A 26,717-nucleotide genomic window follows, 5' to 3' on the forward strand; every position below is an offset into this window, starting at 1 on the left:
ATGATTGAATGAGCGAACCGCTGAAAACCCGTCGCGAGCGTGAGAAACAGGCCCGTTACGACACCATCCTGGACGCCGCCGAACTGGTGTTCTCGGAAAAGGGCTACGAACGCACGTCCATGGACGACATCGCCCGTACCGCCAGCCTCAGCCGGGCCTTGCTGTACGTGTACTTCAAGGACAAGGCTGCGATACAGAGGGGCATTATGCTCAGGGCGGGCCATAGCCTGTTCCGTCGATTTGAAGAGGCAAGACAGACCGCGGATAACGGGCTGGGCCAGATCCGGGCGATGGGAGAATCCTATTATCGCTTTTATCTGGAGGAACCGGATTACTTCTCGGCTTTGACCAAGGCGTCCACGGCCATGGCGGAGGCAGACGAAAGCCAGGCAGAGGAAATGTTGTGCTCCAAATCAGACCTGATGGAGCTGATGGTGGGGGCCATCGAACTGGGGCTACGAGACGGCACCATGAACCGCGACCGGATCAACGACCCCGTACAGACTGCACTGTACCTGCGCGGGGCCCTGCACGGGGTGATCTTGCTATGCCAGTCGGAAATGGGCGAGGGTAACCCGGCGTTTCCGGCCGAGCAGCTGATCCGGCACACCATGGATATGCTGACGTCGTCGATTTCTGCCTGACAACTCGCAGCCCGGCAGGCTGCTAGAGCTGGAAATCGTAGATGGAGCCTAAGCCCATGATCCCGGTGAGTTCGTCCAGGGCTTTGCGAACCTCTTCGAGCAACATCGGATCGCCAAGCTCGTTCTGGCTGAGTTCATCCCGGTAATGGGCTTCCACCCAGGTGGTCAGGCGCTCATAGAGTTCATCGGTGAGCAACACACCCCGGTTGATGGCTTTCAGCTCATCGTCGTTGAGCACCACCCTCAACCGCAGACAGGCCGGGCCACCGCCATTGCGCATGGACTGCTTGACGTCGAACACTTCCACCGCGGTGATCGGCCCGCCAGACTTCACCAGGCCATCCAGATAACGGCTGACCGAAGCCACTTCACGGCACTCGCCGGGCACCGCCAGCAGCATGCCGTCGGGTGTGTTCAGCAACTGACTGTTGAACAGGTAGGAGGCCACCGCATCTTCCAGTGGCACATCGGCACTGCTGACCCGAACCGCTTCCAGCTCGGCACCGGTGAGCCGCTCCCTGATGTCCGCCAGCACCTGCGCTTCGTTGAGAAACGCCATTTCATGGTAGAAAAGCGTATTACCGTTGCCCACCGCTATCACGTCGTTGTGGAAAACGCCGCCATCAATGGCGTCCGGATTCTGTTGGGCAAACACTGCATTCTGGTCTCTGAGACCATGCAGCCGTGCCACCGCCTGGGATGCCTCAAGCGTTTGCCGTGCCGGGTATTTCTTCGGAGCCGGAGCCTGCTCATTGAACGCCATCTGGCCATACACAAACAGTTCCACGCCGGGCTCACCATAACCGGCACACAACCGGGTGTGGTTGGCCGCGCCCTCATCGCCAAAGTGGCTCACTGATGGCAGCGCCGGATGGTGCGCAAAGTAGCTCTCGTCGGCAAAAATGGATTTCAGTGCCCGTCCGGTCACCGCATGCTCGATGGAACGGTGGAACTTGGCGCTCAGGTTGGCCGGGGTGAAGTGCACGCGATGGTCAGAGGTATCGGCACTTGGCGATACCGTGGCCGCATTTGCCGTCCACATCGGCGACGCAGAAGAGACTGCCGCCAGGATCGACGGACTGGATTTGGCCGCCTGCTCAAGAACGCGAGCATCCGGGCCTTCGAACCCCAGGGCCCGAAGTGTCGGAATATGCGGCCGCTCATGAGGAGGCAGAACGCCCTGCACATAGCCCCGGTCCGCAAGGCGCTTCATCTTCGCCAGGCCCTGCAGTGCCGCCTCTTTCGGATTCGAGACGGAACTGACATTGGATTTGGAGGCTACATTACCCCAGGACAGTCCCGCGTAGTTGTGGGTGGGACCGACCAGACCATCGAAGTTTGCTTCAACCGCGTGTTTCACCATGGCACTGGGTTCCGTTAATCGAAATTGAGGCCGGGTGCCAGAGACTCTGGCATCTCACTCTTGCCGGCCTCCAGAGAAGCCATGGGCCAGGCACAGTAGTCGGCAGCGTAGTAGGCGCTCGGGCGATGATTGCCACTGGCGCCAACACCACCAAAGGGCGCCGCGCTGCTGGCGCCGGTCAGCGGCCGGTTCCAGTTCACGATACCGGCGCGCACTTCTTCCACCAGCCGTTCATAGAGTTTCCGGTCGTCCGTCAGGATGCCCGCTGACAGCCCGTAGTGAGTATCGTTCGCCAGTGCCAGTGCATCATCAAAGCTCTTGTAGCGATACACCTTCAGCAAGGGGCCAAAGAACTCTTCATCGGTCACATCCAGACCTGTGGCATCCACGATACCCGGCGACAGCAGTCCGGTTCCGGACTTCAGGGACTTCATCTCCAGCAGGGACTTGCCGCCCTTCTCCAGCAGGCTGGCCTGTGCCGCCAGGAGTTTTTCGGCGGCCTCCGAGGAAATCACGGAGCCCATAAACGGCTGCGGATCGGCATCGAACTCGCCGACCTTGATGCGGGCGGAGACTTCCACCAGCCGGTCGATGAACGCGTCACCTTTCTTGCCCTTGGGTACCAGCAGGCGGCGTGCACAGGTGCAGCGCTGACCGGCCGACAGGAACGCCGACTGCAGGGCATGGTGCACTGCACCATCCACATCAGCCACATCCTGAACGATCAGCGGGTTGTTGCCGCCCATCTCCAGGGCCACGATTTTCTCAGGCTGGCCTCCGAACTGTTTGTGCAACAGATGACCCACGGTAGAACTGCCGGTAAAGAACAGGCCGTCAATCAACGGGTGGCCGGCCAGGGATTTGCCCGTGGCCGAGGCGCCCTGAACGAGGTTGATCACTCCATCAGGAATGCCGGCCTTCCCCCAGAGTTTTACCGTCAGCTCGGCGACCCCCGGGGTCAGCTCACTCGGCTTGAACACCACCGTGTTACCGGCGAGCAAAGCCGGCACTATGTGGCCATTCGGCAAATGCCCCGGAAAGTTGTAGGGGCCGAACACCGCAACGACCCCGTGGGGCCGGTGCCTGAGCACGGCATGACCACCGGCAACATCGGATTCAGACGTCCCGGTACGGTCGTTGTAGGCTTTCACGGAAATACCAATCTTGCCGATCATCGCCGCCACTTCCGTGCGGGATTCCCATAGCGGCTTGCCGGTCTCCAGGCCAATCTGGTGTGCCAGCTCTTCCTTGTGAGCCTCAAGCAGCTCACCAAAGGCTTCAACAACGGCCTGGCGTTCGGCGAAGCTCTTGCGCTGCCACTTCACGAAGGCATTGCGGGCCTCACGAACGGCCGCATCCACATCCTCCAGATTGGCGCTTTCGCCATCCCAGAGTGTTTCACCGGTCACCGGCTGGACAGATTCGAATACAGGCCCATGGCCCGGCAGCCAGAGCCCGTCGATAAACAGTTCACCCGTCAGCTTTGCCATTTCGATGCACCTCCCGGTACTGAGCTTCTATAACTATGTTTGGTCAGCAGCCCCGAGTCTTTCAAGGGGGCCAGGCGAACCGGATCGCCAGATTCAATCTGCAAGGCTTCGGCGACTTCAGGTGGCAGGCTGACGGTATCCGGCCCGATGCAATCTATCGGCACGGTAGTCACCCGGAAATCCCGGAATGAGCGGTTCGAAACCATGACCCGCTCCTCAGATGGCACGTCCAGGTTGACCGGTTTGCGAGTGACCATGGCGTGTCGGTTCATGCCTTCCCGAACCGTCCGGACATTGTGAACGAAGGCTTCAACCACGGGACCACCATCAAAGATGTCTACCAGTCCGTTGAAGTTGAACCCCTCGGACTGAAGCATCCGAAGTGCCGGAGCGGTGTTGTCATGGACCCGGCCGATCACGGCACGGGCGGAATCCGGCAACATGGACAGGTATATCGGATACTTGGGCATCAACTCGGCAATAAACGACTTGTTGCCCAGCCCCGAGAGCATGTCCGCCTCGCTGAACTCCATGTCGAAGAACTTGGTTCCCAGCGCGTCCCACAGAGGGCTCCGGCCGTTGGCATCCGACACACCCCGCATTTCCGCGAAGATTTTTTCCGAGAAGTGTTTGCGGAATTCATCCAGGTACATGAACCGGCAGCGGGAAAGCAGCAGGCCGCTGCCTCCGCCTTTGTACTCATCGGAGAGCAGCAGGGAGCAGATTTCGCTGGTATCGGTCATGTCGTTTGACAGATGCAGCGTTGGAGTCCGCACGTGCACACCCAGCTCTTTCGAGGCATTGACGGTGACGCTCAGGCGGTAATTGTAGAACACTTCATCCAGACCAACGCGAGCCTGGATACCGCTGATACCGACCGTTTTCTTGCGTTCGGTATCCTCCAGAGCGAAGAGATAGAGCCCTGCTTCCGGCGCAATGCGCTGGTTGAAGGTCTCCCGGGCGTGGTTGATCTTCTTCTGCAGCAGCTCGCGATCCGCCGGCAGGGTGGTCAGCCCCTTCCCGGCGCTTTGGGCCATGGCATACAGGTCGTCCAGATCGTTTTCCTGCAACGGGCGAATTACCAGCATGGTGTCGCCTCCGTGATCCCGGCGGGTTGATACTTAACTGCGTCCTCGGTTCCCGAATAGGTCATAGCGGCGCGATCCTTACCCGGTCACCCGCGGTCCGGTTCAGCGTATTCCAGGTCGAGACCGGCACCTTTAGTTTGTCGTCCAGTGATTCGGCGACCGGTGTCAGGGTGCAGCGAAACTGTTCACCCTCGCCAGCGGCAATCAGGCAGGTTTCGCCGGTGTCCTCGTTGGTCCCATGAAGTTCCTTAGGGTGACTGGTCACGAGGGTTTTCAGGCTGTCGGTACGAGCTTCAAGAACCGGACCGGCATCAAAAATGTCCAGATAGTTTCCGGGCTGGAACCCTTCCCGCTGGAGCAACTCAAAGTTGGGTACGGTAATCTGGTGCGGCTGCCCCATCGCCTTCTGAGCCGCTTCACTCAGCAGCGTCACATAAATGGGATTGGGCGGCATGAGCTCGGCAATGAAGGTTTTGCTGAGCTGCCCGGAGTACTGGTCCGCCGTTTCAAAATCCATATCAAAGAAATGCCGGCCAAGGCTGTCCCAAAAGGGCACGCTCCCGTCTTCGAGCTGAACGCCCTGAATTTCGACGGCCATACGCTGGGTAAACCATTCACGGTGATCAGCAATAAACAGAATCCGGGCCCGCGACAGCAACTCGAACGCATCCGTGCCCTGCAGCTCCGGGCGGATCGAGAAAGAGCACAGCAGCGATACATCGGTCAGCGAGTGGGAGGGGTACAACACCTCCACACGGCGGGACACTCCCAGTTCATGGGAGGCATGGATCAGGGCATCCCGCCGGTAACTGTAAAAAGGCTGGCCATTGCCGGCATGGGCATCGATACCGGCCGTGCCGGCGATGTCTCCGGTTTCAGTATCCTCAAGCACGAACAGGAACCTGGGAGGGTCATCCTCTGCGCTGATCCGGCCGGCAAACGACGCCAGGGACTGCTCGATCTTGTAGGCCAGGGCGTCGCCCTGTTTGGGCAGGGTGGAAGAAAGACGGGCACACTGGGTGCCCGCGATGGCGAGAATCTGGTCCAGATCATCCGGCTCAGCCGGACGTACCAGCCACATAAGATCTCCTTAGGCCGTCAGTTTTTTCACTGCCGCTTCGAAACGCTCGAGGGCTAATTCAATGTCCGGTTCCGGGATAATCAGGGATGGCGCCAGACGAATCACGTTTGCACCGGCCACCAGAACCATCACGCCCTCTTCCAGCCCGGCGTTCAGGAAGTCCTTGGCCTTGCCCTGCCATTTCTCGGTAAGCACGCAACCGAGCAGGAGGCCGGCACCGCGCACTTCGGTGAACACGCCGTAGCGTTCGCCAATATCCATCATGCCCTTGCGGAGCTTGTCGGAACGGGCTTTCACGCCCTTGAGAATCTCCGGCTGACTGACGGTATCCACTACCCTCTGCGCCACGGCGCAGGCCAGTGCGTTACCGCCGTAGGTACTGCCGTGAGTACCCACGCCCAGGCTGGCTGCAACCTTGGCCGTGGTCAGCATGGCTGCGACCGGAAAACCGCCGCCAAGCCCCTTGGCACTGGAGAGAATATCCGGCACCACGCCATACATCTGATAGGCGTAGAAGTGGCCGCTTCGACCAACGCCGGACTGAACCTCATCAAACACCAGCAGTGCGTCATTTTCGTCGCACAGATCTCGCAGCCCCTGGAGGAATGCCTGGTCGCCGGGCATAACACCGCCCTCGCCCTGAATGGGCTCGACCACGATGGCACAGGTTTTCTCCTTCGAGATCAGTTTCTTCACGGATTCCAGGTCGTTGAACTCGGCATGGTGAATGCCGCCGGGTGCCGGCTCGAATCCTTCCAGGTACTTGGGTTGGCCACCGACGCTCACGGTAAACAGGGTGCGCCCGTGAAAGGAATTCTTGAACGAAATGATCTCGTTCTTCTCTTTACCGTGATGCTCCCAGGCGTACCGACGGGCCAGCTTGAACGCCGCTTCGTTGGCCTCGGCTCCAGAGTTGGCGAAAAACACGCGCTCGGCAAAGGTGAGGTCACACAGGGTTTTCGCCAGACGCAGGGCTGGTTCGTTGGTCATCACGTTGGAAAGATGCCAGATTTTCTCAGCCTGATCGTGCAACGCGCCCACCAGCCCCGGATGGGAATGGCCCAGGCAGGTCACTGCGATGCCGCCCTGGAGATCAATAAACTCGCGGCCTTCCTGATCCCAGATCCGGGAGCCCTCTCCTCGCACCGGAATGATGGAACCGGGAGCGTAGTTGGGCACCATGACTTCATCGAACAGTTCGCGGCTGACGGGTTCTTTATTCATAAATCTCTCTCGGGAAAGCGGCTAAGCAATTAAAAATAGTAGAGTGGCCGCACCAAACAAGTAAGTAGGTGTGCGGACTCCTGCACCATAATACGCCACTCACGGCATAAGAACATCCGGTTCCCCGATGGCAGGCAATTCGATCACCCGCTGCTGTTCGTGCCCGCCCTTTTTTCTGTCCATGAGGGCGCCGATCAGAAGTTTGTAGGAATCCAGGTCAAAGGTGACTGCCTGGCCACTGAGTGAGAGATCCGCCAGCGCCTCCTCTTCATGCAGGGTGGCGACATGCATCCAGTTATAAACCACCAGGATGTCCGTGCGCCCGGACCGCTCATCCCGCTCAACGATCCCGACCGGCCCTTTCCAGGGCCAGGTTTTCAGTCGCAGGCCGTGGAAGGCAATCTGCACCCTGAGGTTATAGCGCTCGACATTCTCGAGTTCCTCACAGGCACCCTTGCAGCGCCCCAGCGCGCGCTGGAAACAAGGACCCTCGTGCTCGGGCTCCAGGCCGAGCAGCCGGTTGCACAGTTCATTCTTGGCCGCGATGCCGCTCAATGCCCGCTCGGCATCCCGTTTGCTGCGGAACAACCCGAAATAATCCCCCAACCGGTGGGGCTCGATTTCACGAACCAGGCGCGCCTGGAGATACCCCGCCTCGTTTCTCGACAGCTCAATGCTCACCAGATTCTTGGCCGCCCGGGAGCGACGGTTGAACAGAGGCTTCAGGGTTTTGATCTGCTTGAGCTCCAGCAAGAGCGCGCCAAGCTCGCCGGCAGTTTCCGTCCACTCAACACGGCGCAGACTCTCGGACATCCTTACACCACGGGCAGAGTTATGATCGCCGGAAAAGTGCGAGGCCACCCGCTGGGCAATATTGGTGCTCTTGCCCACATATAAAAGCACATCGTTTTCGCCGTAAAACCGATATACCCCAGGGCCCCGGGGCAGGTCCTGAAGCGTATCCGACGGAAGATGAGATGGAATACTAGGCCGTTGCAGCAGCTCTCGGAGGGCCTTATCGAACTTCCCGTCGCCTTTTTCCGAACGCGCATGCTCAAAGAACGCCAGCATGGCGGACACATCGCCCATGGCCCGGTGGCGCTGAACCCGGGCAAGGCCATGGCGGGCTATCAGCGCGTCCATGTTATGCCGCCGGAATTCCGGATACAGCCGCCGGGAAAGCTTTACCGTGCACAGCACCTTCGCTGAGAAAAGGCGCCCCAGTCTGCGGAACTCGGATTTGATAAAGCCGTAATCAAAGCGGGCGTTGTGAGCGACAAACACCTTGCCCTTGAGTTGCGCCTCCAGCTCATCCGCCACCTCTTCAAACAACGGGGCATCGGCGACCATCTCATTGGAAATGCCGGTAAAGTTCTCGATAAACGGGGATATCCGCGTTTCCGGATTCAGCAGCGTCTGCCACTCACCCACCACCTCGCCGGCCCGCCAGAACCGGATACCAATCTCGGTAATCCGGTCCCGGGCTGAATTACCGCCGGTGGTTTCAATATCAAGAAACGCGAACGTGGCTGACTCAATAACTGTACTTTCGGACGTCATGGAACAACTTTACGCCTCATTGGCAACTGCAGATGTCTGTATATGAACGAAAAGCTGTTATAGACATTCGTCTAATTTCTGCATGAATTTATTTGAATTGTCACGAATTCGTAACTACCTTGTTTTTGGGTCCAACAACAAAAATGTGTGGAGACAACAACGATGCAAAGCAACAAACTGAGATTGGCAATTCGTGCGACGGCAGCAACAGTAGTAATGGGGGTTGCCTCTCAAGCGAGCGCACTTACGCTGAACGTAGGTGACGATACCGAAGCGAGCCTGTATGGCTACGCTCGTCTGAACATGAGCTATGACCTGGACGGCAACCGCGCCGTATCCACCCGTGCAGGTTCTTTCACTCCCGCTAACGAAGACGTAACTGGCCACTTCGGCGCTGACGTACAGCAGAGCCGTCTGGGCGTTAAAGTCAAGCACGCGTCTGGCGTTGCGATCACCGTTGAAGGTGACTTCCGTGGTTCCGGCAACGGTGCAGGCAGTCTGCGTATGCGTCACGCGTACGGTGAATACAACGGTTTCATGGCCGGCCGTAACTGGTCCAACTACACCAGCTTCGTAGGTAACACTCCGACTCTGGACTTCGACAGCCTGGCAGGCACAGCTGGTAGCCAGGATCGTACCGAGCAGGTTCGTTACACCACTGGCGCTCTTTCCTTCTCCCTTGAAGATCCGAGCTCACAGGGTGTTCTGGGTGCTGGCGGCAACACTCGCACCTCTGCACCTGCCCTGACTGCCCGCATCCAAGATTCCGCTGATGCTCTGTCCTACTCAGCTGCAGCGCTGATCAGCCAGGTTACCGCTGACGACGGCACCAATGACGACAGCGCCATGGGCTACGCAGTGTTTGGTGCGGCCAAGTTTGCTCTGAGCGATATGATCTCCATTCAGGGTGCAATCAACTACACCGACGGCGCCAACGGGTATCTGTGGCGTTCAGGCAGCAACTACTTTGGCCCAAGCGCCTATGTAGATGGTAACAGCATTGAAACCATCGCAGGCTACGGCGGCTCGATTGGTACCAGTGTTGCCCTCGGCGGTGGTCGTAGCATCAACCTGGGCTACGGCACCACTACTCTGGACCTGGACGACGCGATTGCAGCTGGTGCAACTACCAATGCTGATGCTGAAACCAACCAGAATATCTTCCTGAACTACATGTGGTCACCGGTACAAAACGTCATGATGGGCGTTGAGTACGGTTACTTCGATCAGGAAACTGTGGCCGGTGACTCCACTGACGCAAACCGCATCATCTTTGCGGCGCAGTACGGCTTCTAATTCTTCCGTTAGAAGTTAGTTAACTCAGCAGAAACCCCGGCTCCGGCCGGGGTTTTTGTTTGTGCCGAATTTATAACGGACCTCTCTGAACATTGCTGGCCCAGAGTGCTAGTGAATGGCAATCATTGGAAGACCATTGTCGGCACTGAAGGAAAGAGAAGAACAGGAAGGAGCTAAAACGAGAGAGGCGGGCAATACGATTCAGGACTGTAGAGGGCCAGGGATGGCCCGAAACAAGCCCCCATGGATGGGCTCGTAGCGTGTCCTGAATCGTATTGCCCGCCTCTCGCCGCCCCCAAACCTCAAAGGCTGGGAGCGGATCTAGCAGCTATCACAGCAGAAGGGTACGAATGTCCCCAAGAAGCTGACTGAGCACCGTGGTAAACCGGGCCGCATCGGCCCCATTCACCGCCCGGTGATCGTAAGACAGCGACAACGGCAGCATCAGGCGGGGCTGGAACTCCTTACCATCCCAAACCGGCTTCATCGCCGCCTTGGACACCCCAAGAATCGCCACCTCCGGCGTATTCACAATCGGCGTAAACGCGGTGCCGCCAATACCACCCAGACTGGTGATGGTAAAACAGGCACCCTGCATCTCTGCCGGCTTCAACTGCTTGTCCCGGGCTTTCTGGGCAAGCTCGGCGCTCTCGGCAGCAAGCTCCCACAAGCCCTTCTTGTCCACATCCTTGATCACCGGCACCATCAGCCCGTTGGGCGTATCCACCGCAATCCCGATGTGAATGTACTTCTTGCGAACCACCTCCTTGCGCTCCATGTCCAGAGACACGTTGAACTGGGGCAGTTCTGCCAGCGCCGTGGCACAGGCCTTCAGCAGGAACGGAAGCGGCGTCATCTTAACGCCCTTCTTCTCGCCGGCTGCCTTCTGGGCCTTGCGGAAATCCTCCATATCGGTGATGTCCGCATCCTCGAACTGGGTGACGTGAGGCACGTTAAGCCAGCTGCGCTGCATGTTGTTGGCCGTGGCGAACATCATCCGCGACATGGCCTCACGCTTCACTTCACCAAACTGGCTGAAGTCTGGCAGCTTGACCCCGGGGATACCGGAGCCGGTGGCAACACCGCTACCCTGCTGAGCCTGCTTTAACTGGCTCTTCACATAGGCGTGGACATCGTCCTTGATAATCCGGCTCTTCGGGCCAGAGCCCTTGATGCGGGCCAGATCGGCACCCAGCTCACGGGCCAGCTTGCGAACAGCAGGGCCAGCATGGACCTTCGCGCCAGGCGTGGGCGGCTCATAGGTTGCACCCTGAGGTTCAGGGGCAGACTCTGCTTGCTGCTTTGGCTTCTCTTCGGACTTGGGCTCCGACTTCTCTTCCTTCGCCGGCTCTTCAGACGCCGGCTCGGAGTCGTCTTCCGCTTCGCCGCCCTCTTCCTGGACGGTCATCTCCAGCAGCTCATGGCCCTCGGAGAGCTTGTCACCCTCTGACACCAGGATCTTGCCCACTTTGCCCGAGTACGGCGAGGGAATCTCCATGGTGGCCTTGTCCGATTCCACGGTAACCAGCGGATCGTCAGCCTCGATGGTATCGCCTTCGGCAACATTGATTTCGATAACCGGAACATTGTCGAAGCCATCCAGCGCAGGAACCTTCACGGTCTCCTTGCGTGAGCCCCCGGAAGCCTTCTTCGGCGCCGGCTTGCTCTCTTCGGATTTCTCCTGCTTATCGGCTTCGCTCTTTTCCTCGGCTTTTCCTTCCGGCTCTTCCTCGGAATCGTCAGAGCCACCACCATCGGCGCTGGCTTCCATCATCCCCACGACGTCGCCTTCCTTGACCTTGTCGCCCACCTTAACGGTGATTTTGGTGATCTTGCCGGCACCGGGCGACGGCAGCTCCACCGAGGCTTTGTCTGACTCTACGGTCAGGATCGGATCTTCTGCTTCAACCGAATCCCCTGCACTGACGGTGATTTCGATAACCTCGACCTCATCCGCACCGCCGAGATCCGGAACCTTGATTTCCTGTTCACTCATGGCGGTCTCCTTAGCTCAGCACCGGGTTCGTTTTGTTGCGATCGATTCCGTACTTGCGCATGGCTTCGAGAACCACATCGTTCTTCACCTCACCGTCCTTGGCCAGAGCTGACAGCGCCGTGACTGTTACGTAGTAACGGTCGACTTCAAAGAAGCTGCGCAGCTTTTCCCGGGTGTCGCTGCGGCCAAAGCCGTCGGTGCCCAGGGTCAGGTAGGTTTTCGGGATGAACGCCCGGAGCTGCTCGGAGTGCAGCTTGATGTAATCGGTGGAAGAAACCACTGGCCCGGTCTGTTTCTCCAGGCACTGGGTAACATACGCCTTCTTCGGCTTGTCATCCGGGTGCAGGCGGTTCCAGCGCTCTACGTGCAGGCCTTCACGGGCGAGCTCGTTGAAGCTGGTAACACTCCACACATCGGACGCGACACCCCAGTCGTCTTTCAGCATCTGGGCGGCAGCACGCACCTCGTTGAGGATAGCGCCCGCACCAAGCAACTGAACCCGAGGCGTCTTCTTGTTGCCCTTGGTTTCGACAGACTCGAACTTGTACATGCCCTTGATAATGCCGTCTTCGCAATCCTTGGGCATTGCAGGCTGTTCGTAGTTCTCGTTTTCGATGGTCAGGTAGTAGAAGACGTTCTGGTTGTCCTCGAACATCTCCTTCATACCCTTGCGGAGCACGACCGCCATTTCATAACCGTAAGCCGGATCGTAGGCTTTACAGTTCGGAATGGTGTTAGCCAGCACGTGACTGTGGCCGTCCTGGTGCTGCAGGCCTTCGCCGTTCAGGGTGGTCCGGCCGGCGGTACCGCCGATCAGGAAACCACGGGCCTGGATGTCACCGGATGCCCACGCCAGATCGCCAACCCGCTGGAAACCGAACATGGAATAGAAGATGTAGAACGGAATCAACGGGAAGTTGTTGGTGCTGTAGGAGGTCGCGGCCGCCATCCACGCTGCCATGGAGCCGTCTTCGTTGATACCTTCCTCAAGAATCTGGCCTTTCTTGTCTTCCCGGTAGTACATGATCTGATCACGGTCTTCCGGAACGTACTTCTGGCCTTCGGCGGTGTAGATGCCGAGCTGGCGGAACATGCCTTCCATACCAAAGGTACGGGCTTCGTCGGGCACAATGGGTACCACACGCTTGCCGATGCGCTTGTCCTTGGTCAGGGCTGTCAGGATACGGACGAAGGCCATCGTGGTGGAGATCTTCCGGTCGCCGGAGCCTTCCAGTACCGCTTTGAAGATGTCCAGATCAGGAATCTGCAGCGGCTGGCAATCCTTGCGGCGCTTGGGATAGAAACCACCCAATTCCTGCCGGCGCTTCTTCATATAGACAATTTCCGGGCTATCCGGCGCTGGCCGGTAGTAGGGAACGTCCTTGAGCTCCTCATCCTTCAGCGGCACTGCAAAGCGGTCGCGGAACGATTTAAGCTGCTCGATATCAAGCTTCTTCAAAGAGTGGGCGGTATTCTGCGCCTCGCCGGCCTCACCAAAGCCATAGCCTTTGATGGTATGAGCCAGTATGACGGTCGGACGCCCACCGTTCTTGTTGATGGCATGATGGAAGGCTGCATAGATCTTGTAAGGATCATGGCCACCCCGGTTGAGCTTGTTGATCTCCTCATCCGACAGGTCCTCAACGAGCTTGGCTGTTTCGGGGTACTTGCCGAAGAAATTCTTACGGGTATAGGCCGGGCCATTACTCTTGAAGTTCTGAAGGTCGCCGTCACAGACCTCGTCCATGACGCGCTGCATCTTCCCTTCTTTGTCCCTCTCGAACAGGGGATCCCAGTGGCGACCCCAGACGACCTTCAACACGTTCCAGCCGGCACCGCGAAAGACACCCTCAAGTTCCTGGATAATCTTGCCATTACCACGGACTGGGCCGTCCAGACGCTGAAGGTTGCAGTTAACCACAAAGATCAGGTTGCTGAGGTTTTCCCGGCCGGCCATGGAGATGGACCCCAGGGTTTCCGGCTCGTCACACTCGCCGTCACCGACAAAGCACCAGACCTTGCGGTCGCCCATCTCGATGAGCTCCCGGCTGTCCAGGTACTTCATTACGTGAGCCTGATAAATGGCCTGAATCGGGCCCAGACCCATGGAAACCGTGGGGAACTGCCAGTAATCCGGCATCAACCAGGGGTGCGGGTAGGACGAAAGGCCGGTGCCATCTACCTCTTCGCGATACTTGTCGAGATCTTTTTCATCGAACCGGCCTTCAAGATAGGAGCGTGCATAGATGCCCGGAGATGAGTGCCCCTGGAAATAAACCAGATCGGATTCGCGCTTTTCGTCGCCACCGTGGAAGAAGTAGTTAAAGCCAACATCGTAGAGGGTCGCAGCCGACGAGAACGAGGAAACATGGCCGCCAAGATCTCCGGGACGCTGATTGGCGCGCATAACCATGGCCATGGCATTCCAGCGGATCAGGGAGCGAATACGGCGCTCCATGAAGAGGTCGCCGGGCATCGGCGCCTGCTGGGACACAGGAATACTGTTCCGGAATGGCGTGGTAATGGAATATGGCAGCTCGGTTCCGTCACGGCTCGCCCGTTCGGAGAGCCTCTCAAGAATGTATTTGGCCCGGTCTACGCCTTCGTTCTCGATCAGAGATTCCAGCGCGTCCAGCCATTCACTGGTTTCAATGGGATCATCGTCCTGGTACATCAAACCCTCCCCTTGGCATCAAAAAGTGCAGCGCCGCCACGATCAGCAGCCGGGCGCGTTGCGGTGTCGATAAGCTGCGATGAAATGCAGTGTTTTGTTGTGGGTATGTCAGCCTGACAGGTGTACCGGCTCCCAGTACACAGAACCTGTACAAAGCATAGAACAGCTTTCACACTTTTCCTGCCCGATCGCCCCCGATTTACGGGCTTTTGGCCCCACGAATGATCGGTATGCCGATGAAGCGCGCGGATCAGCCAACCCATTTCGTCGTCTTTTTACTACATTTTTAACGCTAAATTCAATTTACACCCTATCTAAATCCATTTCAGGGGCGCTCTTTGCGGTTAGTTACGGAAGAATGACCGTTTTTGGACCAGCAGACAACCAGACTGCGACCAATGTCGTAGCATTCTTATCAACCGGAAAATTGATTACCACGCTAAACGATATCCTCGCCGCAATTCGCTACACATTCGCCGCTGTTAGCGATTTTTGTTGAATATTCTGAGCCTTTAACTCTTCTACTCATCTAATTTACCGGAACTTTTTAATTAGACCTGAAAATAATCTCCCGTTTATGTATACTCGCCTGCCTGATTTTTAACCACCGAAAAGTGGTCGGACCACTTTTCTGTCATTGGCACCAACAGAGGGCGATCTATGAACTCCATCGTCACCTTTCCGAACCGAATTCCCACTACGGAGTTCGAGGAACGGCGTTTCAAGGTCTACACAGACCGCCAGCTCGACAAGATTGAAGTCATTCAGAATCTCCCTGAGGAGACGCTATTTGAAATGAAGGTGGTAGCCAGCGTGCTACCTTTCCGGGTCAACGAATATGTGATCAATGAACTGATCAACTGGGACAAGGTTCCCAACGACCCGATCTATCAGCTTGTCTTCCCCCAGAAAGGCATGTTGAAAGAAGAGCATTACGAGCGCATGGCAACAATGCACCGTGAAGGTGCCGACAAAAAAGAGATCCAGGCGGTTGCCAAGGAAATCCGGGATGAACTGAACCCGCACCCGGCAGGCCAGATGGAAATGAACATGCCCGAGCTGGACGGTGAGGTGCTCGACGGTGTTCAGCACAAGTACCGCGAGACAGTGCTGTTTTTCCCGGCCCAGGGTCAGACCTGCCACTCTTACTGCACCTTCTGTTTCCGCTGGGCACAGTTTGTCGGTGACAAGGACCTGAAAATGGCCAGCACCGAAGCCGAGAAGCTCCACGGCTACCTGCAGGAGCACACCGAGGTAACCGACCTGCTGGTGACCGGTGGTGATCCAATGGTCATGAAAACCAAGAACCTGGTGCAGTATCTCGAGCCATTGCTGGAGCCCGAGTTCGACCACATCCAGACCATCCGCATCGGCACCAAGGCCCTCACCTTCTGGCCCTACCGCTTTGTGACCGATAAAGATGCGGATGAGCTGATCGATCTGTTCGCCCGTCTCGTGGACGCCGGCAAGCACGTGGCCATCATGGCCCACTACAACCACTGGCAGGAAATCACCACCGAGATCGCCGAAGAGGCCATCCGACGTATCCGCGCCACCGGCGCCGAGATCCGAGCCCAGGGCCCGCTGATCAAGCACGTCAACGACGATGCCGACGCCTGGGCAAAACTGTGGAAGAAAGAAGTGCAGCTGGGCATCATCCCCTACTACATGTTTGTAGAGCGGGACACCGGTGCCAAAAACTACTTTGAAGTACCTCTCGCCGAAGCCTTCCACATCTATCGGGAAGCCATGAAAAAGGTCAGCGGCCTGGCCCGGACCGCCCGCGGCCCCTCCATGAGCGCCGGCCCCGGCAAGGTGGAGATTCAGGGTATAACTGAAATCAACGGCGAGAAGGTGTTCGTCCTGCGCTTCCTGCAGGGTCGTAATCCGGACTGGGTTCAGCGCCCGTTCTTCGCCAAGTACAGCGAGACGGCCACCTGGCTACACGAACTGGAACCAGCCTTTGGCGAAGAGAAGTTCTTCTTTGAGGATGAGTACGAAGAGATGAAGAAGGGTAACGGCTAAAGGCCGGCCCTGGCGTGATAAAAAAAGCGGCCCCAGTGACGGGGCCGCTTTGCTTTTCAGCGATTGGAACGACGCGCTTTCCAGTTGGGAATAACCCAAAAGACCAGGGCTCCGAACACAGCCCCGATAATGCCAATCAACGCTACCTGCAGACCACCATTACCCAGAACCCCGTCCTGGACGTTCTCCATCGCCAGCAAGCCGGCAATGAGGATCCATGGAGTGAGAAGAATAAGGGCGCTCAAAGCCAGGAATCGCTGAATTCGACGATCATCTTTTCGACTACGCATAACGACCTCTCCCAATAAATGAGCCTATGAATACTGCATCTATTAGTCATTGGATCAGGTTCGTTATTTTTGCCTCACAAACTTGGGCACAAACCCCTCTGGCTTGTCCCTGAGCCACTCAACAAACGTCCGCAACTCCTCCAGCTGCAGCAGCTTTTCCCGGGTGTTGAAGTACAGACCCAGTTCGTATTCCGAGCGAGCTTTATGAATGGCGTTGTGACAGGGTCTGCACACCCACAGGGTTCGGGTGATCAGATCTTCTTTGGTGAACAGTTTCTGGAAGCGCTTCTTCCGATGCAGGTGCTTGGGGATAAGGTGGTGCCGGGTGAGCCTGGCAACCGGGCGTTCGCAGAGTTCGCAATTGTCTGGCTGGGGTGGGAGCTTGAGCATTGTGTTTGCTTGAACGAGGGCCGGATGAACACATTCACCCGGCCCCGGATTCAACCTCGGGTTCTGATCTCCCCGAGCAACCTAATCAGTGCATCAGGGTATAGAGCTTTCGCCGATAGGTCCGCACATCCGGGTTATTGTTACCCAGCTTGTCGAACAGCTCGATCAGCGTTGTCTTGGCCACTTCGTCCTTGTATTTACTGTCCACCTGCATCAAACGGATCAGAAGATCCATGGCCTCGGCGTTGTTCTCCTGTAATACGTGGTGGAGCGCCAACTGATGCAGAGCGTTCGGGTCTTTGGGATCCTGCTCCAGCGCCATTTCGAGATCCTTGATCGGTGGCAGCTCGGCAGACTGCCGGAGAAACTTCAGGCGGGCCGCCAACTGCTTTGCCTGGTGCTGCATCTTCTCCTCCGGCGGAAGGCTTTCCAGTACCTGTTCAGCCGTCTCAAGATCACCCATCTCCGCTTTCAGCTGGGCAAGATCAATCAGTACCTTCAGGTTCTCGGGATCCTCCTGGTTCATCTGCGACAGGATGGCCAGCGCTCCCTCAACATCGCCCTCTTCCCAGATCCGATGGGCCTTGTCATACGGATCCTCCTTTGGCGCTTCAACATGCTTGTCCAGAACCTTGCGGATTTCGTTTTCCGGCAGCGCACCGTTAAACCCATCCACCGCCTGGCCATTCTTGACCAGAATGACCGTTGGCAGACTGCGCACACCAAGGCTGGAGGTAAGCTGCTCCTGCTCGTCGGCGTTCACCTTGGCAAGCATGAACGCGCCCTGGTAATCCTCAGCGAGTTTTTCCAGCAAGGGCATCAACTGCTTGCACGGAGCGCACCACTCAGCCCAGACATCGACCAGAACGGGTGTGCTGGCAGAGGCTTCCATCACCTTCTGCTGAAAGTTTTCCATGGTGGCGTCAAAAATATACGGAGAGTTGCTCATGCAAGGCACCTGAAAAGTCGTATGAATCATCGGAAACTGCCAGAGACATGGGGCCAACTCCCGGAAATTCAAGCGCCAACAGCGCCAACCCAACTCCTTGAAATCACCGTATCTGCCGTTACATAGCTAATAAGCAACGCCCCGGGGCAATGACGCAGCAGCCCGTCCCGGGCAGATTCACAACCTTTCCGGATGGATACTCGCGGCATGAATGATGAGACGCAAAACGATTCACTAGAGGAATTCGAAGAGGACGTGACCGAATATATCGGCAAGGACGAGCACAGCAAGAGCCTTGCCCTGCCCCAGCAGATGATGCCCCGGCGCATGTACGTGCTGCCGGTTTCGAACCGTCCGTTTTTCCCGGCCCAGGTGCAGCCTGTGGTGGTCAACCAGAATCCGTGGCAGGAAACCCTGAAGCGGGTCGGCGAAACCGACCACAAGGTCATGGGTATCTGTTTTGTGGAAGAAGAGGATGCGGAGGCAGGCGTACCTTCCAGCGAACAGCTGGAGACCGTCGGCTGCGCCGTGCGCGTACATCATGCCCAGAATGAAAGCGGCAAGGTTCAGTTCATCGCCCAGGGGCTTCAACGCTTTAGGATTGTCCAATGGTTGCGCCGCAAACCGCCGTACCTGGTTGAAGTGGAATATCCGGCAGAACCGGAAGAAGAGGCAGACGAACTCAAGGCCTACACCCTCGCCATTATCAGCGCGATCAAGGAACTGCTGCGCACCAATCCGCTGTACGGCGAGGAGGTAAAACAGTACCTGTCCCGGTTCGGACCGGATGACAGTTCTCCGCTTGCCGACTTTGGCGCCTCGATGACCAGCGCTCCGGGTAACGAATTGCAGGATGTGCTGGACACCGTTCCCCTGCTCCGCCGCATGGAAAAAGTCCTGCTCCTGATGCGCAAGGAACAGGAAGTCGCTCGGCTGCAGTCGGAAATCAGCGAAGAGGTTAACGCCAAGGTACAGAAGCACCAGCGCGAGTTCTTCCTGAAGGAACAGCTCAAGGTCATCCAGCGTGAGCTGGGCATGGCCAAGGACGACAAGACCGCAGACGTGGAGCGTTTCGAGCAGCGCATGGCAGAGCTGCAACCGCCCGAGGCTGTGCAGGAGCGTTTCCGGGATGAACTCGAAAAACTGCAGGTGCTGGAACAGGGCTCCCCGGAATATGGCGTTACCCGTAACTATCTGGACTGGCTGACCCAGGTTCCCTGGGGCATTCACTCGGAAGACCACTTCGATCTGGCCGAAGCACGGCGGATACTCGACCGCGATCACGACGGCCTCGACGATGTGAAAGACCGAATCATCGAATTTCTGGCGGAAGGAACGTTCAAGGGCGAGGTCAGCGGTTCGATCCTCTTGCTGGTAGGCCCACCTGGCGTTGGCAAAACGTCCATAGGCCATTCCGTGGCGGACGCACTGGGCCGGAAATTCTACCGCTTCAGCGTGGGCGGCATGCGTGATGAAGCCGAAATCAAGGGCCACCGTCGGACCTACATCGGCGCCATGCCGGGCAAGTTTGTTCAGGCGCTGAAGGATTCCAAGGTTGCGAACCCGGTGATCATGCTGGACGAGATCGACAAGATCGGCGCTTCCTTCCAGGGTGACCCGGCATCCGCCCTGCTGGAAACGCTGGACCCGGAACAGAACCGGGATTTTCTTGATCACTATCTCGATGTTCGTATGGACCTCTCCAAGGTTCTGTTCATCTGCACGGCCAACCAGCTGGACACGATTCCGCGGCCGTTGCTGGACCGCATGGATGTCATTCGTCTGTCCGGCTACATCGCGGAAGAAAAGCTGGCCATCGCCAAGCACTTCCTGCTTCCCAGGCTGCTGAAGCGGGCGGGGCTGCTGAAAAAGCAGCTCAACATCACGGACGCAGCGATCAAGCAGGTTATTGAGGGCTATGCGCGAGAGGCGGGCGTGCGGAGCCTGGAAAAACTCCTGCACAAGATACTCCGCAAGGGGATCGTGAAGCTGCTGGAAAATCCGGACCAGCCGGTCAAGGTGGGCGTGTCGGATCTGCAGAGTTATCTGGGGCAGCCTTCGTTCAAGAAAGAGAAATCCCTGAAAGGTACCGGCGTTGTCACTGGCCTGGCCTGGACCGCCATGGGCGGGGCCACCCTGAGCATCGAGGCCTCCAGGATTCACAGCTCGCAACGCGGCTTCAAACTGACGGGCCAGCTGGGTGATGTCATGAAGGAGTCCGCAGAAATCGCCTACAGCTATGTGTCCTCAAACCTCAAGCGCTTCAAAGGCGACCCGACTTTCTTCGACAAGTCCTTCGTGCACTTGCACGTGCCCGAAGGCGCCACGCCGAAGGATGGCCCCAGTGCCGGCGTCACCATGGCAACCGCCCTGCTGTCGATCGCACGACGGGAAGCACCGCAGCAGAACATCGCCATGACCGGGGAGCTGACCCTGACCGGACAGGTGCTGCCGGTGGGCGGTATTCGCGAGAAAGTGATTGCGGCGCGGCGACAGAAAATCAGCAATCTGATCCTGCCGGAAGCAAATCGGGGCGATTACGAGGAGCTGCCGGAGTACCTGAAGGAAGGCCTGGTGGTGAACTTTGCCAAGCATTACAGCGATGTTTTCCAGGTGTGCTTCGGCAATAAGCCGAGGAAAGGGTCTTCGGTGCACTAATAGCAGGAGAAAGCCTGGCTCATTGAGGTCAGGCTTTTTCCTTCCATCCGTCATCCTTGAGAACTGACCCAACGGTCAGCACCGGTGATGCATCAATATCATCGGCATCCATCATGTTGGCCACCCGCTGAAGCGAGGCCAGAATCATGGTTTGCTCCCATTCCGCCAGGCTCTGGAATTTCTGAATGAAATCCTCCTGCAACGGATTGGGCGCCCGGGCCAGAAGATCTGCGCCTTCCTCGGTCAGGTGCGCGTGAACCTTACGTTTGTCCTGGGTGCTGCGTACCCGATAAACCAGTTTCCGATGCTCCAGGCGATCCAGGATGGTGGTAACCGTCGCCTGGCTGAGGCTGACCTTTTCCGCAATGGTGCCGATAGTCACCTCGCCCAGATCCCGAATCGTTCTCATGATCAGCAGCTGGGGCCCCGTGAGCCCGGCATGCTTGCTGAGGCGCTTCGAATGAAGGTCCGTCGCCCGGATAACCCGCCTGAGAGCCACCAGTACATCTTCATAACTGTTCACAGCAATACTCCGATTCGGTCATGGGAATTTCTTTATACCCCTAACTATTAGAGGTCTTTGCACCCGTGATTGCAAGTCAGGGAGATTCCCGGCATTTTTTCAGCCGTCCACTATGCTAAGGTTTCCCACTTGTTCCACTTACGACAGACGGACGGAATGCGCCCGATGATCAAGTATTTCCTGCCTTTTCTTTTGATGACAACATTTACTGGCACCCTCCTCGCCCAGGAAAAACTGGGGCCAGAGAAAGAGCTCACTGCAGAGGATCTGGAAGAGAGCATCAAAACGCTGGACGAACCCATGTATACGCCCTTTGTGGAGCTGTACCTGCTGGAAGAAAGCAAAGCGTTGCGCAAGGAAATGCAGAATACCCGGGCAGAGCTGATCGAAAAGGTGGTCGACAAGGAGCTGTCGGTAGCGGATAAAACCATGTCCTATGCCACAGACACCGTCACCTATTTTTTCTACCTGATCGCTGGCGCCACCTCTATTCTCGTTGTTATCGGCTGGAACTCCATCCGGGATATGCGCAATCAGCTGACCAGCCTGGCCGAAAAACGGGTCAACGAGCTGGTGATCGAGTATGAGCAGCGGCTTGAGTTCATCGAGGACCAGCTCAAGCAGAAATCCGACATCATTCACCAGAACCAGGCCGAGATCGAGCGCACCAACGAAGTGCATTCCCTGTGGCTGAAAGCCAGCCAGGAAACCTCACAGCAGAACAAGATTTCCGCCTACGACCAGATTCTGGATCTTCGCCCGGATGATGTGGAAGCTCTGAGCTACAAGGCCGACGCTGTCCTGGAAATGCAGGAACCGTTGTGGGCAATCAGTCTCTGCCAACGCGCGCTGAAGCTTGCACCGGATAATGGCCACGCGCACTATCAGCTGGCATGCGCCTATGCGGAAATCGGCCGCTGGGAAGACGCAGTCAGTACGTTGAAGAAAGCTATTGAAATTTCCGAGGCATACCGCGACGATGCTTCCGTAGACGTGAGTTTTGACCAGCTCCGCGAACATGAGAGCTTCCGGGCGCTGGTCTCAGAGGATGAAGAAGACGGCAGGGACGCGTGACAACGTTCAGAGCGGCACGGGTTTTGCCTTTGCAGACAGGCCCGTGTTCCGGAGCAAACTCCAGAGCCATCTGCTTGACAAGCAGTGAGGTGTGGTGTTTGTTTAACTCTCTGAGAACACAAGAATAACCCTGAAATAAAACAGGACAGACTCAATGAGAACTTCAGTAAAAAAACTCGTAACCGCTGTTAGTACTTCCGTCGCCCTGATGGGTGCCGGCCACGCCGCCGCAGAAATCCAGATCGGTATCGCCGGCCCCATGACTGGCCCCGTTGCCCAGTATGGTGACATGCAATTCTCTGGCGCCCGCATGGCGATCGAGCAGATCAACGCCAATGGCGGTGTCATGGGCGAAGAGCTCGTTGCCGTTGAATACGACGACGTGTGTGACCCGAAGCAGGCCGTAACGGTTGCCAACAGCCTGGTCAACGATGGCGTTCGTTTCGTAATTGGCCACCTGTGCTCCAGCTCTACCCAGCCCGCATCTGACATCTACGAAGATGAAGGCATCCTGATGGTGACGCCGGCTTCCACCAGCCCGGAAATTACCGAGCGTGGCTATGAGCTGGTATTCCGTACCATCGGCCTGGACAGCATGCAGGGCCCGGTCGCGGCTCGTTACATTGCTTCCCAGAACCCGGAACGCGTTGCTATTGTTCACGACAAGCAGCAGTACGGTGAAGGTATTGCCACCGCTGTTCGTGACACCCTGAAGGACGCTGGCGTTGAAATCGCCATGTTTGAAGGCATCACCGCCGGTGACAAGGACTTCTCATCACTGGTCACCAAGCTCAAGCAGGCCGATGTGGATTACGTCTACTACGGCGGTTACCACCCGGAACTGGGCCTGATCCTGCGCCAGGCAAACTCTGCTGACCTGGATGCCCGTTTCATGGGCCCCGAAGGCGTGGGTAACAAGGACATCAACACCATCGCCGGCGAAGCCGCCGAAGGTCTACTGGTAACCCTGCCACCGGCGTTCGACCAGAAAGCCGAAAACCAGGCGCTGGTGAAGGCGTTCGAAGACAAGGGTGAAGATCCTTCCGGTCCGTTCGTTCTGACCTCCTACACCGCTGTCCAGTTGGTCGCCGAAGGCATTGAAGCCGCTGGCTCTACCGATCCGTTCGATGTTGCCGCTGCGCTGCGCGAAGGCACCTTCCAGACTCCGATCGGCACCGTTGAATACGACAAGGCCGGCGACATGAAGTCATTCGAGTTTGTTGTGTACGAATGGCATTCAGATGGAAGCAAAACTCCGGTAAACTAAGCCAAATCGTTAACAAACGGTAATCATGAGAACACCTTCTCACCGCGATCCGGGAGAAGGTGTTTTTCTAGGCTCCTGTTGATCCTCCCCCACTTCCTGCCCGGATATCCCGGACACGGGGTGTGGTAGCGGAGGGAGCAGGCTTTCGGAGTCCCATAACAATGCAAGACCTCCTTTATTTCTCACAGCAGCTCATTAACGGGCTGACGATCGGGAGCACTTACGCCCTGATCGCCATCGGCTACACGATGGTTTACGGCATCATCGGCATGATCAACTTTGCCCATGGTGAAATCTATATGATCGGTGCCTACACGGCGCTGATTGCCATTACCGGCCTCGCCGCTCTTGGCATTGCCTGGTTGCCACTGATCCTGATCGTCGCACTGCTGTGTGCCATGATCGTCTCCAGCTCCATGGGCTGGGCAGTGGAACGGGTGGCCTACCGGCCCGTGCGGGGGCGTCACCGCCTGATCCCGCTGATCTCTGCCATCGGCATGTCCATCTTCCTGCAGAACTACGTTCACCTGGCACAGGGATCCCGCAACATTGGTTTCCCGGCCCTGATCGACGGTGGTTTCAACTTCGGTTCCGGTGACGGTTTCCAGATGTCCCTGTCCTATATGCAGATCACCATCTTCATCACCACACTGATCTGTATGACAGCCCTGTCCCTGTTTATATCCCGTTCGCGGACTGGCCGCGCCTGCCGGGCGGTGTCACAGGACCTGGGTATGGCCAACCTGCTGGGCATCGACACCAACCGGATCATCTCGGCAACCTTTGTGATCGGTGCGGCACTGGCAGCCGTTGCCGGCCTGCTTCTGGGCATGTACTACGGTTCGGTTGATCCTCTGTTCGGCTTCATTGCCGGCTTGAAAGCCTTTACCGCAGCGGTACTTGGCGGCATTGGCAGCATACCCGGCGCGATGCTGGGCGGACTGATACTGGGCGTGGCAGAGAGCATGACCTCCGGCTACCTCAGCGGTGAGTACAAGGATGTGATCTCGTTCAGCCTGCTGATTCTGATTCTGCTGTTCAAACCCACCGGCCTGCTCGGCAAACCGGAGGTTGAGAAGATCTGATGGCTGCTAACAATTTCAGACACGCGCTCTTTTGCGCGTTCATTACACTGATCATTTCCTACCCGATCATTGGCTTCAATCTTGAGGCCCAGGGCATCAACGTGACCCTGACCGGCGCCGATGCCAGCACCATCGTGATGGTATTGTTCGCGGCGGTGATCGTATTCCTGTTCCAGATGTTCCGGGAACAGATCATGGGGGGCCTGAAGAGCATTCCCCATCCTCTGCCTCAATCCAACAAGGAGCCGATGGCGGAAAACCGCCGCGCAAAGATCGAATCCTGGGTACTGACCGGCATCGTGGTTCTCGCCCTGTTCTGGCCGTTCTTCGTGTCACGCGGTGCGGTGGATCTCGCGACCCTGGTGCTGATCTACATCATGCTGGCCCTTGGCCTGAACGTGGTGGTTGGCCTGGCCGGGCTGCTGGACCTTGGCTATGTGGCGTTCTACGCCGTGGGCGCCTACACCTTTGCCCTGCTCTCCCAGTACACCGGCATTTCGTTCTGGCTGGCGCTGCCTATTGGTGCTCTGCTTGCCGCATTGTTCGGTCTGGTGTTGGGCTTTCCGGTACTCCGGTTGCGGGGGGATTATCTGGCCATCGTAACCCTCGGGTTTGGCGAGATCATCCGGATACTTCTGAACAACTGGACGACGCTGACTGGTGGCCCCAACGGCATTGGTGGCATCCCCGATCCAACCCTGTTCGGCATGGAATTCGGGCGCCGGGTGAAGGAAGAGGGCAACACCTCGTTCCACGAAACCTTCGGCATCGCCTACAGCGGTGAACACAAGGTTATCTTCCTGTACCTCATTGCCCTGGTTCTGGCGGTATTCACCGCGCTCGTAATCCGTCGATTCATGCGGATGCCCGTGGGCCGGGCCTGGGAAGCACTGCGGGAAGACGAGATCGCTGCCCGCTCCCTGGGTCTCAGCCGCACCGCAGTGAAGCTGTCCGCCTTTACCATTGGCGCCTTCTTTGCCGGTTTCGCCGGCACTGTGTTCGCCTCCAAGCAGGGCTTCATCAGCCCGGAATCGTTTGTCTTCCTGGAGTCTGCCATCATCCTGGCGATCGTGGTTCTCGGCGGCATGGGTTCCCAGATCGGCGTGGTACTGGCAGCAATCGCTGTCACCATCCTGCCGGAACTGGCCCGTGAGTTCTCCGAATACCGCATGCTGATCTTCGGTGCCGCCATGGTGCTGATGATGGTCTGGCGTCCGCAGGGCCTGATGCCCATGCGCCGCATTCATATTGAACTGAAAAGGCAGGAGTGACAGACGATGCTTGAAGTACAGAATCTGTCCATGCGCTTTGGCGGCCTGCTGGCGGTAGACGAAGTGTCTCTGGACGTTCAGGAACACGAGATTGTGTCCATCATCGGCCCCAACGGGGCTGGAAAAACCACTGTATTCAACTGCATGAGCGGTTTTTACAAGCCCACGGGCGGGAAGATCCTATTCGAGGGCAAGGAAGTACAGGGCAAGCCTGACTACAAGATCTCCCGTCTGGGGATGGTTCGCACCTTCCAGCATGTCCGGCTGTTCAGCCAGATGACGGTGGTGGAAAACCTGCTCGTGGCACAACATCGCCACCTGAACACCAACCTGATTTCCGGCCTCATCCAGACACCCAGTTACCGGAAGAAAGAGCAGAAATCCCTGGACCGGGCCGCCTACTGGCTGGATCGGGTAGGCCTGCTCGACATGGCCAACCGGGAGGCTGGCAACCTGGCCTATGGCCAGCAACGGCGCCTGGAGATTGCCCGCTGCATGGTCACCGAGCCCAAGCTGTTAATGCTCGACGAGCCGGCAGCCGGCCTCAACCCGGCGGAAACCAAGGAACTCAACCAGCTGATTATCAGCCTGAAAGAGGACTACAACGTTTCCGTAGTGCTGATTGAGCACGACATGAGCCTGGTAATGGATATTTCCGACCGCATCAACGTCATCAACCAGGGCCGCCCCCTGGCCAGTGGCACACCGGAAGAAATCCGCCAGAACGACGACGTGATCAAAGCATATCTGGGCGAGGCCTGAGGTAAAC

At 57.5% G+C, this 26,717-nt stretch carries 21 protein-coding genes; 9 read left to right on the plus strand and 12 right to left on the minus strand.

What is annotated here, in order from left to right; all coding sequences use genetic code 11:
- Positions 1-8 precede the first annotated feature (8 nt).
- Positions 9-644: a TetR/AcrR family transcriptional regulator gene (locus HP15_RS15070; protein WP_014578267.1), complete on the plus strand. Its 636-nt coding sequence runs from the start codon at positions 9-11 to the stop codon at positions 642-644.
- Positions 645-666: 22 nt separating this feature from the next.
- Here HP15_RS15070 and astB read toward each other — a convergent pair whose 3' ends face one another.
- From astB to HP15_RS15100, 6 genes are all read right to left on the minus strand, one after another.
- A complete protein-coding gene (gene astB, locus HP15_RS15075) occupies positions 667-2,007 on the minus strand; it encodes an N-succinylarginine dihydrolase (protein WP_008169251.1) in 1,341 nt (446 codons plus the stop codon).
- 14 nt (positions 2,008-2,021) lie between these two features.
- Positions 2,022-3,497 (minus strand): succinylglutamate-semialdehyde dehydrogenase, encoded by a 1,476-nt coding sequence (gene astD, locus HP15_RS15080; RefSeq protein WP_014578268.1) that lies wholly within the window; start codon positions 3,495-3,497, stop codon positions 2,022-2,024.
- Positions 3,485-4,585 (minus strand): arginine N-succinyltransferase, encoded by a 1,101-nt coding sequence (gene astA / locus HP15_RS15085; protein WP_014578269.1) that lies wholly within the window; start codon positions 4,583-4,585, stop codon positions 3,485-3,487. The genes astD and astA overlap by 13 nt, the downstream gene beginning before the upstream one ends.
- A gap of 61 nt (positions 4,586-4,646) precedes the next feature.
- Positions 4,647-5,666, minus strand: coding sequence for an arginine N-succinyltransferase (locus tag HP15_RS15090; protein ID WP_014578270.1), 1,020 nt, complete (start codon positions 5,664-5,666; stop codon positions 4,647-4,649).
- 9 nt (positions 5,667-5,675) lie between these two features.
- Positions 5,676-6,890, minus strand: coding sequence for an aspartate aminotransferase family protein (locus HP15_RS15095; RefSeq protein WP_014578271.1), 1,215 nt, complete (start codon positions 6,888-6,890; stop codon positions 5,676-5,678).
- 99 nt (positions 6,891-6,989) lie between these two features.
- Entirely contained in the window at positions 6,990-8,450 is a 1,461-nt protein-coding gene (locus HP15_RS15100; RefSeq protein WP_014578272.1) for an exonuclease domain-containing protein, read from the minus strand.
- A 162-nt stretch (positions 8,451-8,612) separates the two neighbouring features.
- Here HP15_RS15100 and HP15_RS15105 point away from each other — a divergent pair, with 162 nt between their 5' ends.
- Positions 8,613-9,746, plus strand: a complete 1,134-nt coding sequence (locus HP15_RS15105) for a DcaP family trimeric outer membrane transporter (protein WP_014578273.1) — start codon at positions 8,613-8,615, stop codon at positions 9,744-9,746.
- 331 nt (positions 9,747-10,077) lie between these two features.
- Here the strand turns inward: HP15_RS15105 and aceF are convergent, their stop codons facing one another.
- Together aceF and aceE are read right to left on the minus strand one after the other, a co-directional pair.
- Positions 10,078-11,742 carry a dihydrolipoyllysine-residue acetyltransferase gene (gene aceF / locus HP15_RS15110; RefSeq protein ID WP_014578274.1) on the minus strand — a complete coding sequence of 555 codons (1,665 nt, stop codon included), beginning with the start codon at positions 11,740-11,742 and terminating at the stop codon, positions 10,078-10,080.
- Positions 11,743-11,752: 10 nt separating this feature from the next.
- A complete protein-coding gene (aceE, locus tag HP15_RS15115) occupies positions 11,753-14,416 on the minus strand; it encodes a pyruvate dehydrogenase (acetyl-transferring), homodimeric type (protein ID WP_014578275.1) in 2,664 nt (887 codons plus the stop codon).
- Positions 14,417-15,076: 660 nt separating this feature from the next.
- Between aceE and HP15_RS15120 the strand changes: the two genes are divergently transcribed.
- Positions 15,077-16,441 (plus strand): KamA family radical SAM protein, encoded by a 1,365-nt coding sequence (locus HP15_RS15120; RefSeq protein ID WP_014578276.1) that lies wholly within the window; start codon positions 15,077-15,079, stop codon positions 16,439-16,441.
- A 56-nt stretch (positions 16,442-16,497) separates the two neighbouring features.
- Here HP15_RS15120 and HP15_RS15125 read toward each other — a convergent pair whose 3' ends face one another.
- The 3 genes from HP15_RS15125 to trxA form a co-directional block, all read right to left on the minus strand.
- On the minus strand, positions 16,498-16,731 hold the full coding sequence (locus HP15_RS15125; RefSeq protein ID WP_014578277.1) for a hypothetical protein: 234 nt from the start codon (positions 16,729-16,731) through the stop codon (positions 16,498-16,500).
- A gap of 63 nt (positions 16,732-16,794) precedes the next feature.
- On the minus strand, positions 16,795-17,121 hold the full coding sequence (locus HP15_RS15130) for a hypothetical protein (protein WP_014578278.1): 327 nt from the start codon (positions 17,119-17,121) through the stop codon (positions 16,795-16,797).
- A gap of 85 nt (positions 17,122-17,206) precedes the next feature.
- On the minus strand, positions 17,207-18,070 hold the full coding sequence (gene trxA / locus HP15_RS15135) for a thioredoxin (protein ID WP_014578279.1): 864 nt from the start codon (positions 18,068-18,070) through the stop codon (positions 17,207-17,209).
- Positions 18,071-18,277: 207 nt separating this feature from the next.
- On the opposite strand from trxA, the gene lon reads away from it, so the two are divergent.
- Complete coding sequence (gene lon, locus HP15_RS15140) at positions 18,278-20,728, plus strand: endopeptidase La (protein WP_041645590.1); 2,451 nt, start codon at positions 18,278-18,280, stop codon at positions 20,726-20,728.
- A 28-nt stretch (positions 20,729-20,756) separates the two neighbouring features.
- Here the strand turns inward: lon and HP15_RS15145 are convergent, their stop codons facing one another.
- Complete coding sequence (locus HP15_RS15145; protein WP_008171562.1) at positions 20,757-21,251, minus strand: MarR family winged helix-turn-helix transcriptional regulator; 495 nt, start codon at positions 21,249-21,251, stop codon at positions 20,757-20,759.
- 165 nt (positions 21,252-21,416) lie between these two features.
- Here HP15_RS15145 and HP15_RS15150 point away from each other — a divergent pair, with 165 nt between their 5' ends.
- The 5 genes from HP15_RS15150 (at position 21,417) to livG (ending at position 26,710) form a co-directional block, all read left to right on the plus strand.
- Entirely contained in the window at positions 21,417-22,325 is a 909-nt protein-coding gene (locus HP15_RS15150) for a TPR end-of-group domain-containing protein (RefSeq protein WP_041645593.1), read from the plus strand.
- Positions 22,326-22,479: 154 nt separating this feature from the next.
- Entirely contained in the window at positions 22,480-23,592 is a 1,113-nt protein-coding gene (locus tag HP15_RS15155; RefSeq protein WP_014578283.1) for a branched-chain amino acid ABC transporter substrate-binding protein, read from the plus strand.
- A 161-nt stretch (positions 23,593-23,753) separates the two neighbouring features.
- The gene (gene livH / locus HP15_RS15160) at positions 23,754-24,677 is read left to right on the plus strand and encodes a high-affinity branched-chain amino acid ABC transporter permease LivH (protein ID WP_014578284.1); all 924 of its coding nucleotides are present in this window, start codon (positions 23,754-23,756) and stop codon (positions 24,675-24,677) included.
- A complete protein-coding gene (locus HP15_RS15165; RefSeq protein WP_014578285.1) occupies positions 24,677-25,948 on the plus strand; it encodes a high-affinity branched-chain amino acid ABC transporter permease LivM in 1,272 nt (423 codons plus the stop codon). Before livH ends, HP15_RS15165 begins: the two co-directional genes overlap by 1 nt.
- Before the next feature lie 6 nt (positions 25,949-25,954).
- The gene (livG, locus tag HP15_RS15170; protein ID WP_014578286.1) at positions 25,955-26,710 is read left to right on the plus strand and encodes a high-affinity branched-chain amino acid ABC transporter ATP-binding protein LivG; all 756 of its coding nucleotides are present in this window, start codon (positions 25,955-25,957) and stop codon (positions 26,708-26,710) included.
- Positions 26,711-26,717: the final 7 nt, after the last annotated feature.

It is taken from the genome of Marinobacter adhaerens HP15, assembly GCF_000166295.1.
GTDB lineage: Bacteria > Pseudomonadota > Gammaproteobacteria > Pseudomonadales > Oleiphilaceae > Marinobacter > Marinobacter adhaerens.